The organism is Streptomyces sp. NPDC053426 (assembly GCF_055585405.1).
Genome location: NZ_JBVJKE010000028.1, coordinates 13,058 through 29,700 on the forward strand (window position 1 = coordinate 13,058; position 16,643 = coordinate 29,700).

At 71.5% G+C, this 16,643-nt stretch carries 16 protein-coding genes; 8 read left to right on the plus strand and 8 right to left on the minus strand.

Going from position 1 to position 16,643, the window contains the following annotated elements; genetic code table 11:
* Window positions 1–564: 564 nt before the first annotated feature.
* A complete protein-coding gene (locus ACZ62B_RS35945; protein WP_468721753.1) occupies window positions 565–2,862 on the minus strand; it encodes a transglycosylase domain-containing protein in 2,298 nt (765 codons plus the stop codon).
* Window positions 2,863–3,292: 430 nt separating this feature from the next.
* Between ACZ62B_RS35945 and wblA the strand changes: the two genes are divergently transcribed.
* Window positions 3,293–3,631: a transcriptional regulator WblA gene (gene wblA / locus ACZ62B_RS35950; RefSeq protein WP_201263129.1), complete on the plus strand. Its 339-nt coding sequence runs from the start codon at window positions 3,293–3,295 to the stop codon at window positions 3,629–3,631.
* A 55-nt stretch (window positions 3,632–3,686) separates the two neighbouring features.
* On the opposite strand, the gene bagB is transcribed toward wblA, so the two are convergent.
* Both bagB and bagA read right to left on the minus strand, forming a co-directional pair.
* Window positions 3,687–5,087 carry an ATPase BagB gene (gene bagB / locus ACZ62B_RS35955; RefSeq protein WP_469693638.1) on the minus strand — a complete coding sequence of 467 codons (1,401 nt, stop codon included), beginning with the start codon at window positions 5,085–5,087 and terminating at the stop codon, window positions 3,687–3,689.
* 109 nt (window positions 5,088–5,196) lie between these two features.
* Entirely contained in the window at window positions 5,197–6,174 is a 978-nt protein-coding gene (bagA, locus tag ACZ62B_RS35960) for an ATPase BagA (protein WP_344567377.1), read from the minus strand.
* Between the two features lie 127 nt (window positions 6,175–6,301).
* Between bagA and ACZ62B_RS35965 the strand changes: the two genes are divergently transcribed.
* The 4 genes from ACZ62B_RS35965 (at window position 6,302) to ACZ62B_RS35980 (ending at window position 9,268) form a co-directional block, all read left to right on the plus strand.
* Window positions 6,302–6,463, plus strand: coding sequence for a DUF4177 domain-containing protein (locus ACZ62B_RS35965; protein ID WP_003975360.1), 162 nt, complete (start codon window positions 6,302–6,304; stop codon window positions 6,461–6,463).
* Window positions 6,460–6,927 carry a RidA family protein gene (locus tag ACZ62B_RS35970; RefSeq protein ID WP_344567375.1) on the plus strand — a complete coding sequence of 156 codons (468 nt, stop codon included), beginning with the start codon at window positions 6,460–6,462 and terminating at the stop codon, window positions 6,925–6,927. The genes ACZ62B_RS35965 and ACZ62B_RS35970 overlap by 4 nt, the downstream gene beginning before the upstream one ends.
* Before the next feature lie 632 nt (window positions 6,928–7,559).
* On the plus strand, window positions 7,560–8,441 hold the full coding sequence (locus ACZ62B_RS35975; protein WP_344567373.1) for an NUDIX hydrolase: 882 nt from the start codon (window positions 7,560–7,562) through the stop codon (window positions 8,439–8,441).
* Window positions 8,438–9,268, plus strand: a complete 831-nt coding sequence (locus ACZ62B_RS35980) for an MBL fold metallo-hydrolase (RefSeq protein ID WP_468889970.1) — start codon at window positions 8,438–8,440, stop codon at window positions 9,266–9,268. The genes ACZ62B_RS35975 and ACZ62B_RS35980 overlap by 4 nt, the downstream gene beginning before the upstream one ends.
* Before the next feature lie 63 nt (window positions 9,269–9,331).
* On the opposite strand, the gene ACZ62B_RS35985 is transcribed toward ACZ62B_RS35980, so the two are convergent.
* Entirely contained in the window at window positions 9,332–10,006 is a 675-nt protein-coding gene (locus tag ACZ62B_RS35985; RefSeq protein WP_004928297.1) for a Crp/Fnr family transcriptional regulator, read from the minus strand.
* Between the two features lie 335 nt (window positions 10,007–10,341).
* Here ACZ62B_RS35985 and nth point away from each other — a divergent pair, with 335 nt between their 5' ends.
* From nth to ACZ62B_RS36000, 3 genes are all read left to right on the plus strand, one after another.
* Window positions 10,342–11,349 carry an endonuclease III gene (gene nth / locus ACZ62B_RS35990; RefSeq protein WP_468883052.1) on the plus strand — a complete coding sequence of 336 codons (1,008 nt, stop codon included), beginning with the start codon at window positions 10,342–10,344 and terminating at the stop codon, window positions 11,347–11,349.
* A gap of 91 nt (window positions 11,350–11,440) precedes the next feature.
* Entirely contained in the window at window positions 11,441–12,142 is a 702-nt protein-coding gene (locus tag ACZ62B_RS35995) for an NUDIX hydrolase (RefSeq protein WP_344567366.1), read from the plus strand.
* A 45-nt stretch (window positions 12,143–12,187) separates the two neighbouring features.
* Window positions 12,188–13,387 carry a MarP family serine protease gene (locus ACZ62B_RS36000; RefSeq protein ID WP_344567364.1) on the plus strand — a complete coding sequence of 400 codons (1,200 nt, stop codon included), beginning with the start codon at window positions 12,188–12,190 and terminating at the stop codon, window positions 13,385–13,387.
* Between the two features lie 14 nt (window positions 13,388–13,401).
* Here ACZ62B_RS36000 and ACZ62B_RS36005 read toward each other — a convergent pair whose 3' ends face one another.
* The 4 genes from ACZ62B_RS36005 to nhaA all read right to left on the minus strand — a co-directional run bounded on the left by ACZ62B_RS36005 (window position 13,402) and on the right by nhaA (window position 16,633).
* Window positions 13,402–13,584, minus strand: coding sequence for a hypothetical protein (locus tag ACZ62B_RS36005; protein ID WP_073936676.1), 183 nt, complete (start codon window positions 13,582–13,584; stop codon window positions 13,402–13,404).
* A 105-nt stretch (window positions 13,585–13,689) separates the two neighbouring features.
* Entirely contained in the window at window positions 13,690–14,640 is a 951-nt protein-coding gene (locus ACZ62B_RS36010) for an alpha/beta fold hydrolase (protein WP_344567354.1), read from the minus strand.
* On the minus strand, window positions 14,637–15,125 hold the full coding sequence (locus ACZ62B_RS36015; RefSeq protein ID WP_469693643.1) for a phage holin family protein: 489 nt from the start codon (window positions 15,123–15,125) through the stop codon (window positions 14,637–14,639). Before ACZ62B_RS36015 ends, ACZ62B_RS36010 begins: the two co-directional genes overlap by 4 nt.
* A 71-nt stretch (window positions 15,126–15,196) precedes the next feature.
* The gene (gene nhaA / locus ACZ62B_RS36020; RefSeq protein ID WP_469693645.1) at window positions 15,197–16,633 is read right to left on the minus strand and encodes a Na+/H+ antiporter NhaA; all 1,437 of its coding nucleotides are present in this window, start codon (window positions 16,631–16,633) and stop codon (window positions 15,197–15,199) included.
* Window positions 16,634–16,643 lie beyond the last annotated feature (10 nt).

The following is a 16,643-nucleotide window of genomic DNA, read 5'->3' on the forward strand; positions in this document are numbered from 1 at the left end:
TGGGTTATTAATGTTGGCGTAATTGCGCCAGCCGGAGAGGTTTATCCGGATGCCGGTCGTCCCGAAGACATTGTCCCGAAGACATTGCCGCGCTGACGTCCGGCCGGCGCGTCTCACGTAGGACGTTCACCGTGAGCGGGAACCCTTTGTGGCGGGGAGCGGAAGTGCTCCGGGAATCGCCAGGTCATGCTGCTGGGACGCCATTTCAGTCGGTGGGCCCGCGGTGGTGTTCGAGGCTCGCGGCGATGGCGGTGGAGGCGAGGAGGCGTTCCGGCTTGCGTTCGTAGCGTCGGTGGAGACGTCGGTGGAGGCGTCGGCGGCCGGACAGCCGGCGTCGCAGGTGCCGGTGGGCGTACACCTTGGCCCCGGTCCACTCGGTGAACCGGGGCCGGCGGCACCACCCGCTGGAACGACTCCCGCAGGTCTTCCGGTGCCATGCGTTCCACAAGCGCGGCAGCCGTCGCCCCGGACCGCCGCGAGATCACACCGACCGAAACGGCGTCCGAAGCCCGGTGTCGACGGGCGACTCTCCCGCGAACGGACGACTGCGGGTGCGGAGTCGGTTCAGTCGCGTCCTCCGGGGCCGGTGCCCGCCCCCCGGATGAAGCCTTCCGGGGCGGAGAAGCCCGGGTCCGGCTCGGTGTCTCCCGTGCCGCCCGATCCGTTGCCGCCCCCGTTGCCGTTGCCGCCGCTGACCAGGCCGCCGATGAAACCGCCGTCGCCGTTGTCACCGTTGTCGCCGTCGTCGTCGCCGCGGCCGGGCTTGTCGCGGTCGTCCTCGTCCTTCTCCTCCGGGTCGGGGATGTGGACGGGGACGAAGGACTCGGCCTCCTTGCCCGCCAGGGCGCCGGTCATGGCGTCCTTCCAGATGGGGCCCGGGGTGTCGGAACCGTAGACGAGGTCGTGGTGGACGCCGCCGATGGTGATGTTCCGCATCTTGACCTGCTGGCTGGCGCTGCCGACCCAGACGGCGCCCGAGAGGTTCGGCGTGTAGCCGACGAACCAGGCGTTGCGGCGCTCGTCGGTGGTACCGGTCTTGCCCGCGCTGTCCCGGTCGGAGAGGCCGGCCTGCTGACCGGTACCGGAGTCGACCACGCCCTTGAGCAGGGCGTTGATGGTGTCGGCGGTTCCCTCCGACATGGCCCGCGAGCAGGTGGACTTCGGCACTTCGAGGCTCTTCTTGGTCTCGCCCACCTGCTGCGTGACCGCCTCGATGGCGATGGGCGTGCAGTACATGCCGCGGTTGGCGAAGGCGGCGTACGCGGACGCCATGGTCAGCGGGGAGACGGACTCGGTACCGAGGGCGATCGACGGGACCTGGGGCAGTTCCTTGCCGCTGCCCTGGCGGACGTGCAGCTTCTCGGTCATCTCGGTGACCGGGCAGAGGCCGATGTCCGCGACCATCTCGATGAAGTAGGTGTTGACCGAGAGGGCCATCGCCTTCTTCAGCCGGTAGGGGCCCTTCTCCGACTCGTTCTCGTTCGGGATCTTGGTGCCGTCTTCGTTGGTGTAGGGCTTGCCACACGTCTGAATGGGGCTCGGGACCGTCAGCTCGTACGGCGAGGGGTACTCCTGGGTCGCCGGGCGGCCTTCCTCGAGGGCGGCCGCGGCCACGAACGGCTTGAACGTGGAGCCCGTCGGGAAGCCGTTGCTCGTGCCCAGCTTCTGGTCGGCCGAGTAGTTGATCACGGTCTCGTGCTGCTTGGCGTTGGTGCCGTACGGCTTCGACTGCCCCATCGCCACGATCTTGCCGGTGCCGGGTTCGACGAGGGTGGTCGCGGCGGCGACCTCGTCGCTCTTGTAGACGTGATCCTTCAGCGACTGCTGGACGGAGTTCTGGGCCTGCGGGTCGAGCGTCGTACGGATGGTCAGGCCGCCCTGGTTCCAGATCCTGGCCCGGTCCTCCTTGGTCTTGCCGAAGACCGGGTCGTTGAGGAAGACGTTCCGTACGTAGTCGCAGAAGAACCCGGCGTCGTTGACCGCGGTGATGCAGCCGTTCTTCGGCTTGCTGACCTTCAGGCCCAGCGGGGCCTCCACCGCCTCGTCGACCTGCGCCTGCGAGACGGCGCCGACCTGGGCCATCCGCCGGAGGACGACATCGCGCCGCTTCTTCGCCTCCGCCTCGTCGTTGACGGGGTCGTAGCGGCTCGGCGACTGGACGAGGCCGGCGAGGAGGGCGGACTCCTGGAGGTTGAGGTCCTTGGCGGACTTGGAGAAGTAGCGCCGGGCGGCGGCCTCGACGCCGTACGCCTGCTGGCCGAAGAAGGTGATGTTCAGATAGTTCTCGAGGATCTTCTTCTTGCCCAGCTCCTCCTCGACCTGGATCGCGTACTTCAGCTCGGCGATCTTGCGGCCGATGGTCTGCTGGGTGGCCTGCGCGACCTTCGTCGGGTCGTCGCCCGCCTCCTCGACGAAGACGTTCTTCACGTACTGCTGGGTGAGCGTGGACGCGCCCTCGGAGACCTCGCCGCTGCGCGCGTTCTTGTTGAGCGCGCGCAGGACGCCCTTGAGGTCGATCGCGCCGTGCTCGTAGAAGCGAGAGTCCTCGATCGCGACGATCGCCTTCTGCATGTACGGCGAGATGTCCTTGAGGTCGACCACCGTGCGGTCACGCGAGTAGACGGTGGCGAGCTGGCCGCCGTCGGAGTCGAGGATGGTGGTGCGCTGGCTCAGCGGCGGCGTCTTGAGGTTGGCCGGGAGCTCGTCGAAGCTCTCCACCGATCCCTTGGCCGCCAGGCCCAGCGCGCCCACCGCGGGCAGCGCGATGCCGGCCATGACGGCCCCCGCGAGGACACTGACACCGAGGAACTTGGCGGCCTGCTGTGCGGGAGACAGGCCACCGCCCGAGCGCTTCTTTGGCATGGGAGCAGCCTACGTTCTCATTCGCCGGACAAGCGTATATGCCTTGGCCTAAGCTGCTCTCAACTGTCACAGCAGTGAGGCCACGTATCAATACGTCCGGCGACCCCGAATCGTTCCGGATCTCCTCGATTTTTTTCGTACTGGTTTACGTCGAGGGTTGTTGAGCCCGTGTCCGGATCCGCCTCGTGTGTCATGCGGTGTCCGTTGTGACGCAACTGAACTGACCTGAAATGCCGGGTTTGTCGCGCATGTCGTCCCCTCACTCCCCCGGGTGATCTGCCGCTTACCCATAGTCCGTTCGGACCATTCAAGATTGGGCCCGCTGGGGGTGTTGCGCTGTGCCCACCTTCCGTAACGTCCTCAACTGGCGGCGGTGAATATGCCGCTGCCGCCGTGGGGGAGCCTCGATTCGGGAGAGGACGGCGCCGGTATGGGCTGGGTTACCGACTGGAGTGCGCAGGCTGCCTGCCGCACTACCGATCCGGATGAACTGTTCGTTCAGGGAGCAGCGCAGAACAGGGCCAAGGCGGTGTGCACCGGATGCCCGGTACGCACCGAATGTCTGGCCGATGCGCTCGACAACCGCGTCGAGTTCGGCGTATGGGGAGGCATGACGGAGCGTGAGCGCCGCGCACTGCTGCGCCGGCGGCCGACCGTGACCTCCTGGCGCAGGCTGCTGGAGACCGCGCGCTCGGAGTACGAGCGGGGGCCGGGTGTCGTACCGCTCAACGACGACGAGGTGTACGAGAACTACGCGGCGGTGAGCTGAGGGTCCTCGGGGGGTCTTGCGTCCCCCTGTTTCCTCCTCCCCCCGCGGTGCTGGTCTAGGGCGTTTCGGGCAGCTCCGGCCGGTCGGCCGCGAGCCGGTCGCCGATGTCCCGCAGTCCCGCGAGGTCGTGCACATCGCCGGGCAGCGCGGCCACCTCGGTCACCGCCACCTCGGGGTGGAGCGCGGTGAAGCGGTCGCGTGTGCGCTGCTCGCGCGAGAGCAGCCGCATCCGCTCGGCGTGCAGCCGCAGCAGGCCCGCGGTGAGCCGGTCGACGGACCGGTCGGGGTCGGCGTCCGTGGCCTCGGGGCTGCCGGCGTCAGCCGTGTCCTCGGTGTGCGCGGGGGATTCGGCAGGGTCGGGGGATCCTGCGGGAGCAGGGGATCCTGCGGGAGCAAGGGATTCTGAACTGCCGTACGTTTCGGGAGAGTTACGAAGTCCAGCTTTCCCGTCCACCTGATCCACAATGCGGGAGTCCTCAAGATTTTCCGCGGCGGCCAGCGCCCGCTCGGCCGACAGCCGGTCCGCGCCGCTGCCGTGCACCCGGTTGAGCACCAGCCCGGCCAGCGGCATCTCCTCGGCCGCCAGCCGCTCCACGAAGTACGCGGCCTCGCGCAGCGCGTCCCGCTCCGGGGCCGCCACCACCAGGAACGCCGTCCCGGGTGCCTGGAGCAGCTTGTACGTGGCGTCCGCGCGCGTACGGAACCCGCCGAACATCGAGTCCATCGCGGCCACGAACGTCTGTACGTCCTTCAGCAGCTGGCCGCCGAGCACCTTGCCCAGGGCGCCCGTCATCATCGACATCCCGACGTTCAGGAACTTCATCCCCGCGCGGCCACCGACCTTCGCCGGGGCCAGCAGGACACGGATCAGCTTGCCGTCGAGGAAGGACCCGAGCCGCTTGGGGGCGTCCAGGAAGTCCAGGGCGGAACGGGAGGGCGGGGTGTCGACCACGATGAGGTCCCACTCGTCCCGGGAGCGCAACTGGCCCAGCTTCTCCATCGCCATGTACTCCTGCGTGCCGGCGAAGCCCGCGGAGAGCGACTGGTAGAAGGGGTTGCCCAGGATCGCGGCGGCCCGGTCGGGGTCCGCGTGCCCCTCGACGATCTCGTCGAAGGTGCGCTTCATGTCGAGCATCATCGCGTGCAGCTCGCCGCCCGCGGAGTCGTCGATGCCCTTCACCCGGCGCGGGGTGTTGTCGAGCGAGTCGATGCCCATGGACTGGGCGAGGCGGCGGGCCGGGTCGATGGTGAGGACCACCACCTTGCGCCCCCGCTCGGCCGCGCGCAGGCCGAGCGCCGCCGCGGTGGTCGTCTTGCCGACCCCGCCCGAACCGCAGCACACCACGATCCGGGTGGCGGGGTCCTCGATCAGCGGGTCGATGTCGAGCGTGCGGGTGGGGGAGAGGTGGTGACGGGCCGGGTCCTGGGCCTGCGCCGGTTCCGGACGACGACTCATGACATCCCCTGCTTCCGGTGCTTCCGACTCGTGACGGGGTTGGTACGACGGTGGAGGTGCCGGTGGTGACGGCCGGTGCGGGGCCGGGACGTACGGGCGTGGTGCTCGGTCATGACATGCCCTGTTCGCGCAGCTCCCTGGCCAGTTGGTACAGGCCGGCCAGATCCATGCCCTCCGCGAGCAGCGGAAGCTCGTGCAACGGCACGTCGAGGTCCGCCAGCACGGCGCGCTGCTCGGTCTCCAGCGCGTACCGCTCGGCGTACTCCTCCGCCTGCGCGAGCAACGGGTCCACCAGCCGCTCGGCGTGTCCCCCGCGCCGCGCGCCACCGAGGCCGGCGGACGACAGTGCCCGCGCGATGGAGGAACGAGGGACCGCCGTCGCGAGTTCCAGGCCGTCCCCGTCCAGCACCTCCGGCCGGACCATGTTCACCACGACCCGCCCCACCGGCAGCCGCGCGGCGCGCAGTTCCGCGATGCCGTCGGCGGTCTCCTGGACCGGCATCTCCTCCAGCAGCGTCACCAGGTGCACGGCCGTCTCCGGCGATTTCAGCACCCGCATGACCGCCTGCGCCTGATTGTGTATCGGGCCGATCTTGGCGAGTCCGGCGACCTCGTCGTTGACGTTGAGGAAGCGGGTGATGCGGCCGGTCGGCGGGGCGTCCATCACGACGTAGTCGTAGACGAACCGCCCGTTCCTGTCCTTGCGGCGCACCGCCTCGCACGCCTTGCCGGTGAGCAGGACGTCCCGCACACCGGGCGCGATGGTGGTGGCGAAGTCGATCGCGCCGAGCTTCTTGAGGGCCCGGCCGGCGCCGCCGAGCTTGTAGAACATCTGGAGGTAGTCCAGGAGGGCCAGTTCGGCGTCGATGGCGAGGGCGTACACCTCGCCGCCTCCCGGAGCGACGGCGATCTTCCGTTCCTCGTAGGGCAGCGCCTCCGTTTCGAAGAGTTGCGCGATTCCCTGGCGGCCCTCGACCTCGACGAGGAGCGTCCGCTTCCCCTCCGTGGCCAGGGCCAGCGCGAGGGCCGCGGCCACCGTGGTCTTGCCGGTTCCGCCCTTGCCGCTGACGACCTGGAGCCTGCTCACGCCTTCGAGCCTAAATGCTCGCCCCGCACCCCGGCGGCTCCGGGTGGCGGTTCCCGGACGTCACGCCCCGCGCGAGGGGGTGGGACGGGGGCCGCGTCCCACGCGGGCGGGGGCTAGAGTCGGCCGCATGACCAAGTGGGAATACGCGACTGTGCCGCTGCTCGTCCACGCAACGAAGCAGATTCTGGACACCTGGGGCGAGGACGGCTGGGAGCTCGTCCAGGTCGTGCCCGGGCCGAACAACCCCGAGCAGCTGGTGGCCTACCTGAAGCGCGAGAAGCAGGCATGAGCGCCGTCGAGGCGAAACTGGCCGAGCTGGGCCTGAGCCTGCCGGAGGTCGTCCCGCCGCTGGCCGCGTACCAGCCGGCCGTGCGGTCGGGGCGGTACGTCTTCACCGCCGGCCAGCTGCCCATGGTGGACGGCAAGCTCCCGCTGACCGGGAAGGTCGGCGCGGAGGTCACCCCGGAGGAGGCGAAGGAGCTGGCGCGCACCTGCGCGCTGAACGCCCTCGCCGCGGTCAAGTCCGTCGCCGGGGACCTGGACCGGGTGGCGCGCGTGGTGAAGGTCGTCGGCTTCGTGGCCTCCGCCGCGGACTTCACCGGCCAGCCGGCCGTCCTCAACGGCGCGAGCGAGCTGCTCGGCGAGGTCCTCGGAGACAAGGGCGTCCACGCCCGCAGCGCGGTGGGCGTCGCGGTACTGCCCCTGGACGCTCCGGTGGAGGTCGAGATCCAGGTGGAACTCACGGAGGCGTAGCCCTCGGCCGGCCGGGTCCGCCACGTCGGCCGGGTCCGCCTGGCGGCAGGGCCTGCCCCGTCGACCGGACCCGCCTGGCGGCAGGGCACGCTGTTTCGGCGCGGTGCGCCGACAGGGCGGGCCCGGGCGGACCGCCGCCGGCCTGTTCCGGTGGGCCCCGCCGCCGTGCTGTGAGGAGCCGGGGTGCTCGTCCTGCCGGAGGTGCCGGTTCCGTCCGCGTGGGCGAGGAGCCGGGTCGGCCGGCGATGCCACCGGCCGCTTCCCCAGGCCCGCCGCCGCGAGTGAGAGAAGCCGGGACGGCGGTCGGCCCCGTTGCCGGGCTGCGCCCCGGGACGCCGTCGTCGGACCCTTTCGCCGGCTTCCCCGGCCGGCCGCCGGGGGTGGACAACGGGTGGCTCCTTCATGTGTCCCGGGCTCCGCCGTGGCCGTACCGGCCGCCGGTGCGCACCGCGCGGGGGTGCCGGTGCTGCCCCCGCACCGCGGCGGTCGGCGCCGGACGCCCTCCGCGCGGGGCCCGCCCCGCGTCCGTACCGCCTCCGCGCGGTGCCCGCCCGCGTCCGTACGCCGCTCGATGGCCCCGCCGTCCCCCATGGGCACTCGAACATCCGCCCGTCACGGGATAGCCTCCGGCCATGGTGAATGCGCAGGCCGGCGGGCAGTGGTACCCGCCCGAGTGGCCGGAGCGGATCCGTGCGCTGGCGGGTGGCGGCCTCACACCGGTCGTGCCGAGGCGAGCGGCCACCGTCATGCTGCTCAAGGACACCGGTGACGGGCCCGCCGTGCACATGCTGCGCCGGCGTACGTCCATGGCGTTCGCGGGCGGCGCGTACGCCTATCCCGGCGGCGGCGTCGACCCGCGGGACGACGACCGGCACGTCCGCTGGGCGGGCCCCACGCGCGCGTGGTGGGCGGACCGGCTCGGCGTCGACGGGACGGGGGCCCAGGCGATCGTCTGCGCGGCCGTGCGGGAGACGTACGAGGAGGCCGGTGTCCTGCTCGCCGGGCCCACCCCCGACACCGTGGTCGGCGACACGACCGGCGACGACTGGGAGGCGGACCGTGCCGCGCTCGTCGCGCGGGAGACGTCCTTCGCGGAGTTCCTGGACCGCCGCGGACTGGTCCTGCGCTCGGACCTGCTCGGCGCGTGGACGCGCTGGATCACCCCCGAGTTCGAGCCCCGCCGCTACGACACCTGGTTCTTCGTCGCCGCGCTCCCCGAGGGCCAGCGCACCCGCAACGCCTCCACGGAGGCCGACCGCACGGTGTGGATCACACCCCGCGCGGCGGCCGAGGGGTACGACCGGGGCGAACTGCTGATGATGCCCCCGACCATCGCCACACTGCGCCGGCTCACGGCGTACGGGACGGCCGCGGAGGTGCTCGAAGCGGCGCCCGCGCGGGACCTCACGCCGGTGCTGGCCACCGCGCGCCTGGTGGAGGGCGAGATCGTGCTCTCCTGGCCGGGGCACGACGAGTTCACGAAGCACATCCCGACCGGTGGAGCCCCCGAATGACGGACGCAAGCACCCTTCCGGGCCAGCCGCGGGGCGGTGTCCTCTCCGGCCCCGCCACCGCGCGTGCCGTCAACGTGCTGGCCCCCAACGCCTCGGCGATGACCCTGGACGGCACCAATACCTGGATCCTGTCGGAACCGGACTCCGACCTCGCCGTCGTGGTCGACCCCGGCCCGCTGGACGACGGACACCTGCGGCACGTCGTCGGGACCGCCGAGCGGGCCGGAAAGCGCGTCGCCCTCACCCTGCTGACGCACGGCCACCCCGACCACGCCGAGGGCGCCGCCCGTTTCGCCGGGCTGACCGGCACGAAGGTGCGGGCACTGGACCCGGCGCTGCGGCTCGGCGACGAGGGACTGGCCGCCGGGGACGTCATCACCGTCGGGGGCCTGGAGCTGAGGGTCGTGCCGACCCCCGGCCACACGGCCGACTCCCTGTGCTTCCATCTCCCGGCCGACCGGGCGGTCCTCACGGGCGACACCATCCTGGGGCGCGGTACGACCGTCGTGGCCCACCCCGACGGCCGTCTCGGCGACTACCTGGACACGCTGCGCCGGCTCAGGTCGCTCACGGTCGACGACGGCGTCCACACGGTGCTGCCCGGCCACGGGCCCGTCCTGGAGGACGCCCAGGGCGCCGTCGAGTTCTACCTCGCCCACCGCGCCCACCGCCTCGCCCAGGTCGAGACGGCCGTCGAGGACGGCCACCGCACCCCGGCCGAGGTCGTCGCCCACGTCTACGCCGACGTCGACCGCTCCCTGTGGCCGGCCGCGGAACTGTCCGTCCGCGCACAGCTGGAGTACCTCCAGGAGCACGGGCTCATCTAGCCCGCGGACACGGCGAGGCCCCGCTTCCCACGGGAAGCGGGGCCTCGATGCCGGCTCCGGATGTCAGCGGGAGCGCTTCGCGAGGCGTTCGACGTCCAGGAGGATCACCGCGCGGGCCTCCAGGCGGAGCCAGCCGCGCTGGGCGAAGTCCGCCAGGGCCTTGTTGACCGTCTCGCGGGACGCGCCGACCAGCTGGGCCAGCTCCTCCTGCGTGAGGTCGTGCACGACGTGGATGCCCTCCTCGGACTGCACGCCGAAGCGCCGGGAGAGGTCCAGCAGGGCGCGGGCGACACGGCCCGGGACGTCCGAGAAGACCAGGTCCGACATCGCGTCGTTGGTCTTGCGCAGCCGCCGCGCGACGGCCCGCAGCAGCGCCGTGGCCACCTCGGGGCGGGCGCTCAGCCAGGGCGTCAGGTCGCCGTGGCCCAGGGCGAGCAGCTTGACCTCGGTGAGCGCCGTGGCGGTCGCGGTGCGCGGACCGGGGTCGAACAGCGACAGCTCACCGATCAGCTCGCCCGGACCGACCACCGCGAGCATGTTCTCGCGGCCGTCGGGGGACGTGCGGTGCAGCTTGACCTTGCCCTCGGTGACCACGTACAGGCGGTCTCCGGGGTCGCCCTCGTGGAACAGGGAGTCGCCCCGTGCGAGGGTCACCTCACTCATGGAGGCGCGAAGCTCGGCGGCCTGCTCGTCGTCGAGCGCCGCGAAGAGCGGATTCCGCCGCAGAACGTCGTCCACGAGTTCTCTCCTTGTCGACCTGCTCAGGGGAGCTTGTTCCCCCACGTACCAGGGGACCGTGGTTCCCATTTTGCCGGACGGTCCAAACAGTGTGATCTGTCACAAGGATGCCGTACGGGCCGGTCGGGGTAAGCGGCAGGGGTCCAATTGGACGCCGATCCTCGGGGTCCGGGGCGGATGTCGGTGCCGGGCCGTAGGCTGGCCGGGTGTCCAATTCGCCGGTGAGAGCACAGGCCTAGGGAGCTGCGGGAGTGGGTGTACGTCGTGATTCCGCTGTGGGCGAACAGGGCTCCGATGGCGGTAGGGAAACGGCGAAAGCGACAAAGAGGCCGCCGTTGAAGGAGAAACCGACGACCCGCGCGAGCGGGGCGGCCGAGGCGACCGGGGAGACGGGCGCGCCGGTGAAGAAGACGACGGCGAAGAAGGCGGCCGGGGCGAAGAGGACCGGGGCGAAGAAGGCGACCGCCGCCAAGAAGGCGACCGCCGTGAAGAAGCCGATCGTCGCCCCCGGGAAGGCGACCGCCTCCGTGAAGGCCGCCCCGGTGAAGACCGTCGTCAAGCCGGCCGGGGACGAGTCGCGCACTGCGCTGGTCCGCCGCGCGCGCCGGATCAACCGCGAGCTCGCCGAGGTGTTCCCGTACGCCCACCCGGAGCTGGACTTCGAGAACCCCTTCCAACTCGTTGTCGCCACCGTGCTGTCGGCCCAGACCACCGACCTGCGCGTCAACCAGACGACCCCCGCCCTCTTCGCGAAGTACCCCACCCCCGAGGACCTGGCCGCCGCCAACCCCGAGGAGGTGGAGGAGATCCTGCGCCCCACCGGCTTCTTCCGGGCCAAGACCAAGTCGGTCATAGGCCTGTCGAAGGTGCTCGCGGAGGACTTCGGCGGCGAGGTGCCCGGCCGGCTCGAGGATCTCGTCAAACTGCCCGGCGTCGGCCGCAAGACCGCCTTCGTGGTGCTCGGCAACGCGTTCGGCCGCCCGGGGATCACCGTGGACACCCACTTCCAGCGCCTGGTGCGCCGCTGGCGCTGGACCGAGGAGACCGACCCCGACAAGATCGAGGCGGCCGTCGGCGCGCTCTTCCCCAAGAGCGACTGGACCGACCTGTCCCACCACGTCATCTGGCACGGCCGCCGCATCTGCCACGCCCGCAAGCCCGCCTGCGGCGCCTGCCCCATCGCGCCGCTCTGCCCGGCGTACGGCGAGGGCGAGACGGACCCGGAGAAGGCGAAGAAGCTGCTGAAGTACGAGAAGGGCGGCCTCCCGGGCCAGCGGCTGAAGCCCCCGCAGGCCTATCTGGACGCCGGCGGCAGGCCCGCCCCGCCGCTGGGGGCCGGATGAAGGGGCCGCACACGCGGCGGCGGCCGGTGGAACGATCTCGGGGCCGCCGGGCGTTGGACCCGTGGGACGCGGCCGGACGACGGGGGTGGCGATGACGCGGACGAGCGGTACCCAGGGCGGCCCGGTGACGCTCAGCCGGGAAGGTCTGCCCTCCTGGCTGGACCCGGTGGCCCACGCGGCGGAGACGGTCAGACCGACCCAGCTGAGCCGCTTCCTGCCCCCGGAGAACGGCACGGGGCGCCAGTCCGCCGTCCTGATCCTCTTCGGCGACGGCGACGGTGAGCGCGGCCCGGAGCTGCTGCTCATGGAGCGCGCCAGCTCACTGCGCTCGCACGCCGGACAGCCGTCCTTCCCCGGCGGTGCCCTCGACCCCGAGGACGGCGACCCGCAGGGCGACGGCCCGCTGCGGGCCGCTCTGCGCGAGGCCGAGGAGGAGACCGGGCTCGACCCGTCCGGCGTCCAGCTCTTCGGCGTACTGCCGAAGCTCTACATCCCGGTCAGCGGCTTCGTCGTCACACCCGTGCTCGGCTGGTGGCGCGCACCCAGTCCGGTGGGGGTCGTCGACCCGAACGAGACCGCGCGGGTCTTCACCGTCCCGGTGGCGGATCTCACCCACCCGGACAACCGTGTGACCACGGTCCACCCCAGCGGTTACCAGGGTCCGGCGTTCCTGGTCGAATCGGCCCTCGTATGGGGCTTCACCGCCGGGGTCATCGACCGGTTGCTGCACTTCGCGGGGTGGGAGCGGCCCTGGGACCGGGACCGGCGGGTCCCGCTGGACCTGCGGTCATGACAGGGTGGGCGCCGTGCTGGGTCGGACGAGGCGAGGCTTGAAGCGGTGAACGTGCTGGACATCCTGTTGCTGCTCGCCGCCGTGTGGTTCGCGGTCGTCGGCTACCGCCAGGGCTTCGTCGTCGGCATCCTGTCGGTGATCGGCTTCCTGGGCGGCGGTCTCGCCGCCGTCTACACACTGCCCGTCATCTGGGACGCCCTGACGGACGACTCCGAGGTCGGTACGACGGCCGCCGTCGTCGCGGTCGTCGTCGTCATAGTCTGCGCCTCCGTCGGCCAGGCCCTGACCACCCACCTCGGCAACAAACTGCGCCGCTACATCACCTGGTCCCCGGCCCGCGCGCTGGACGCCACGGGCGGCGCCCTGGTCAACGTCGTCGCGATGCTCCTGGTCGCCTGGCTGATCGGCTCGGCCCTCGCCGGCACGACGCTGCCGACGCTCGGCAAGGAGGTCCGTAACTCCAAGGTGCTGCTCGGGGTCTCCCGGGCGCTGCCCGGCCAGGCCGACACCTGGTTCGCCGACTTCTCCTCCGTCCTCGCGCAGAACGGCTTCCCGCAGGTCTTCAGCCCCTTCGCCAGCGAGCCGATCACGGACGTACGGCCCCCGGACCCGGCCCTGGCGAGCAGCCCCGTCGCCCTGCGCGCGCAGCGCTCCATCGTCAAGGTGATGGGCACCGCCGCGAGCTGCGGCAAGGTCCTGGAGGGCACCGGCTTCGTCTTCGCCGAGCGCCGCGTCATGACCAACGCGCACGTCGTGGGCGGCGTCGACGAGCCGACCGTGCAGATAGGCGGCGAGGGCAGGAAGTACGACGCGACGGTCGTCCTCTACGACTGGAAGCGCGACATCGCCGTCCTCGACGTGCCCGATCTGAAGGCGCCCGCGCTGCGGTTCACCACCGAGGACGCGAGCAGCGGCGACGGGGCGATCGTCGCCGGCTTCCCGGAGAACGGGGCGTACGACGTCCGCGCCGCGCGCCTGCGCGGCCGCATCACGGCCAACGGCCCCGACATCTACCACCGCGGCACGGTCCGCCGTGACGTGTACTCCCTGTACGCGACGGTGCGTCAGGGCAACTCGGGCGGCCCGCTGCTCACCCCCGAGGGGGAGGTCTACGGCGTGGTCTTCGCGAAGTCGCTCGACGACGCCGAGACGGGTTACGCGCTCACCGTGGACGAGATCCAGGAGGACATCGCCGCGGGCCGTACCGCGAACCGGCAGGTGGACAGCGACAGCTGCGCGCTGTGAGGTGAGGCCGCGGGTCAGCCGCGGGGGTGGCGCAGGCGGACGGAGACCCAACGCGCCCTGCGGCGGAGGATGCGCGGGATTCCCACCCTGAGGTCCGTACCTGCCATCTGTGGTGCACCGCCTCGCTGGTGGGAACCCATCCCGCCCGCCGTGCGGCGGTCGCGGCTTGCGTCACTGTAGTCGTGCGTCCAGCCCATACCCCGACGTCTGCCCCCGCCCCAAGGTCGATAACCACCTCGCGCGCCCCTAATTGGCCTATGCGCCGGGCAATTGGCCGACCGTCAGACGAACGCTCGATCCGGTCACCGATCGGGTTCGGGATCCTTCAGCCAATTGATCAGTTCGGTGGAGAAAGTGACCGGGTCCTCCTCGTGCGGGAAGTGCCCCAGCCCGTCGAACAGCCGCCAGCGGTACGGCGCTTCGACGTACTCCCCGGACCCCGCGGCACTGCGCGTGCGGACCACCGGGTCCAGCGAGCCGTGCAGATGCAGCGTCGGCACCCGCACCGGGCGCTTCATCCTGCGGTTGAACTGGATGCCGTCCGGGCGGGCCAGGGAGCGCACCATCCAGCGGTACGGCTCGATCGAGCAGTGCGCCGTGGACGGGATGCACATCGCCCGCCGGTAGTTCTCCAGCGCCTCCTCGTCCGGCAGGTGCGGCCCGGACCAGTCCCGGATGAGCTCGGCCACCAGCGCCCCGTCGTCCGCGGTGAGCCGGCGCTCCGGGATCCAGGGCCGCTGGAACCCCCAGATGTGGGACAGGGCTGCGGACTGCCTGGCGTCGGAGACCAGCGCCGAGCGCCAGCGCCGTGGATGCGGCATGGAGGCGACCGCGAGCCGCCGTACGAGCTTGGGGCGCATCGCCGCGGCCGTCCAGGCCAGATACCCGCCCAGGTCGTGCCCGACCAGCGCGGCGTCCGGCTCGCCGAGGGAGCGGACCACTCCGGTGATGTCCAGCGCGAGGTTGGCCGGGTCGTAGCCGCGCGGTGTGCGGTCGCTGCCGCCGACACCCCGCAGATCCATGGCGACGGCCCGGAAACCGGCGTCGGCGAGCGCCGTCAGCTGGTGCCGCCAGGTCCACCAGAACTGCGGGAAGCCGTGCAGCAGCAGCACCAGGGGGCCGTCGCCCAGCTCCGCGATGTGGAAGCGGGCACCGTTGGCGGCGACGTCCCGGTGCGTCAGCCCGGCGCCGCCCGGGATGTCGAGGCGTACGACCGAGGCGGGCTGCGCCGGAGGCGTGGCGGGATCCGTCATGAAGACGAGCGTGCCACAGCCTCGATGGCCTGGGGGACCCGGTCCTCGGGCAGTTCGGGGCGCGGGTGCGGCTTGGCCTTCTGCAGCACGCCCGCCGTCTCCTTCACGGAGGCGGCGACCTTCTGCGGGCCCCGGCCCTTCTTCGCCTTCTTCGCGAAGACGGCGCCGATCAGCGCGAGGAACAGCGCGATCAGCACGTTCGCCGCGAAGGAGAGCAGGAAGCAGAGCGCGAGGTTCCAGTCGCTCCAGGTGCGGATGCCGTAGGCGAGGGCGAAGCTCAGCATCGGCAGGGAGAACAGGAGCACCAAGCCGGCCAGCGTGAACAGGCCGCCGCTGGTCGCGCCCCGCCTGACGTCCTGCTTGAGCTGCGCCTTCGCCAGCGCGATCTCGTCGTGCACCAGCGCCGACATGTCGGCCGTCGCGGAGGCGAACAGCTGGCCGATGCTGCGTTCGGCGCCGACCGGGCTGCCGTCGGGTGCGCTCATCGCGGTCTCCCTCTCCTGCGTACGCTTTGTGTCCGCGCGTACGGTTCAGTCTTTTGTACCGTCTCGTCAGATCATGCCGGACCGTTGTGCTCCTCGCCTGCCCCGCCCGTCACTTCGGCAAGCGCGTCCCGCTCGGCGGCCTTCTCCCGGGCGAGCCGCCGGTGCTCGGCGGCCTTCCGCTCGTGGATCTCCGCCATGCGCAGGTGGTACGCCGGGTCGTCCTGCTCGTAGATGTCCGGGATGCCGCTGAGGTCCTCGTCGCGCTCCTCCTCCTCGGTCAGCCTGCGGTACTTGGCGTTCCGTATCTTCAGCAGCACCGTCGCGACGGCGGTGGCGATCAGCGAGCCGGCCAGGACGGCAGCCTTGACGCTGTCGGTCATCGACGCGTCGTCCTCGAAGGCGAGCTCCCCGATGAGCAGCGAGACGGTGAAACCGATCCCGGCGAGGGTCGCCACCGCGAACACGTCCGCCCAGGCGAGGTCGTCACTGAGCGAGGCCCTTGTGAAGCGCGCCGTCAGCCACGTACCGCCGAAGATGCCGAGCGTCTTGCCGACGACGAGTCCGAGCACCACGCCGAGCGTCTCGGGCTGGGTGAACACGTCCGCGAGGGCGCCGCCGGAGATCGCCACGCCCGCACTGAACAGGGCGAACAGCGGCACCGCGAGGCCCGCCGAGAGCGGCCGGACGAGGTGCTCGATGTGCTCGCCGGGGGAGTGCTCCTCGCCCTCGCGGCGGTGGCAGCGCAGCATCAGGCCCATGGCGACACCGGCGATGGTGGCGTGGATGCCGCTGTTGTACATCAGCGCCCACACGACCAGCGCGAGCGGCACGTACACGTACCAGCCGCGTACGCCCTTGCGCAGCAGCAGCCAGAAGACGGCCAGGCCGGCGACGGCGCCGCCGAGCGCCGCGAAGTTCAGGTCGTCGGTGAAGAAGACCGCGATGATCAGGATGGCGAAGAGGTCGTCGACGACGGCGAGGGTGAGCAGGAAGGCGCGCAGCGCGCTGGGCAGGGAGGTGCCGATGACGGCGAGCACGGCGAGCGCGAAGGCGATGTCGGTGGCGGTGGGCACGGCCCAGCCGGCCAGCGAGCCGCCGCCCACGCCGCTGGTGAGCGTGTAGACCAGCGCCGGTGCGGCCATGCCGCACAGGGCGGCGACGACGGGGAGCGCGGCGGCCTTGGGATCGCGCAGATCACCGGCGACGAGTTCGCGTTTGAGCTCGATCCCCGCGACGAAGAAGAAGATCGCGAGCAGTCCGTCGGCGGCCCAGTGCGCGACGGACAGGTTCAGCCCGAGGGCCTCGGGGCCGAAGTGGAAGTGGCTGACGCTCTCGTAGCTGTCGTGCAGACCGGGTACGTTCGCCCAGATCAGCGCGGCGACGGCGGCGAGGAGCAGCAGGACGCCGCCGACCGTCTCGGTACGCAGCGCGTCCGCGACGTACGACCGCTCGGGCAGGGAGAGGCGTCCGAAGGCCTTGCGGGGGCTGGGGGTGCGGGGCGCGGTCACGGGGGAGTTC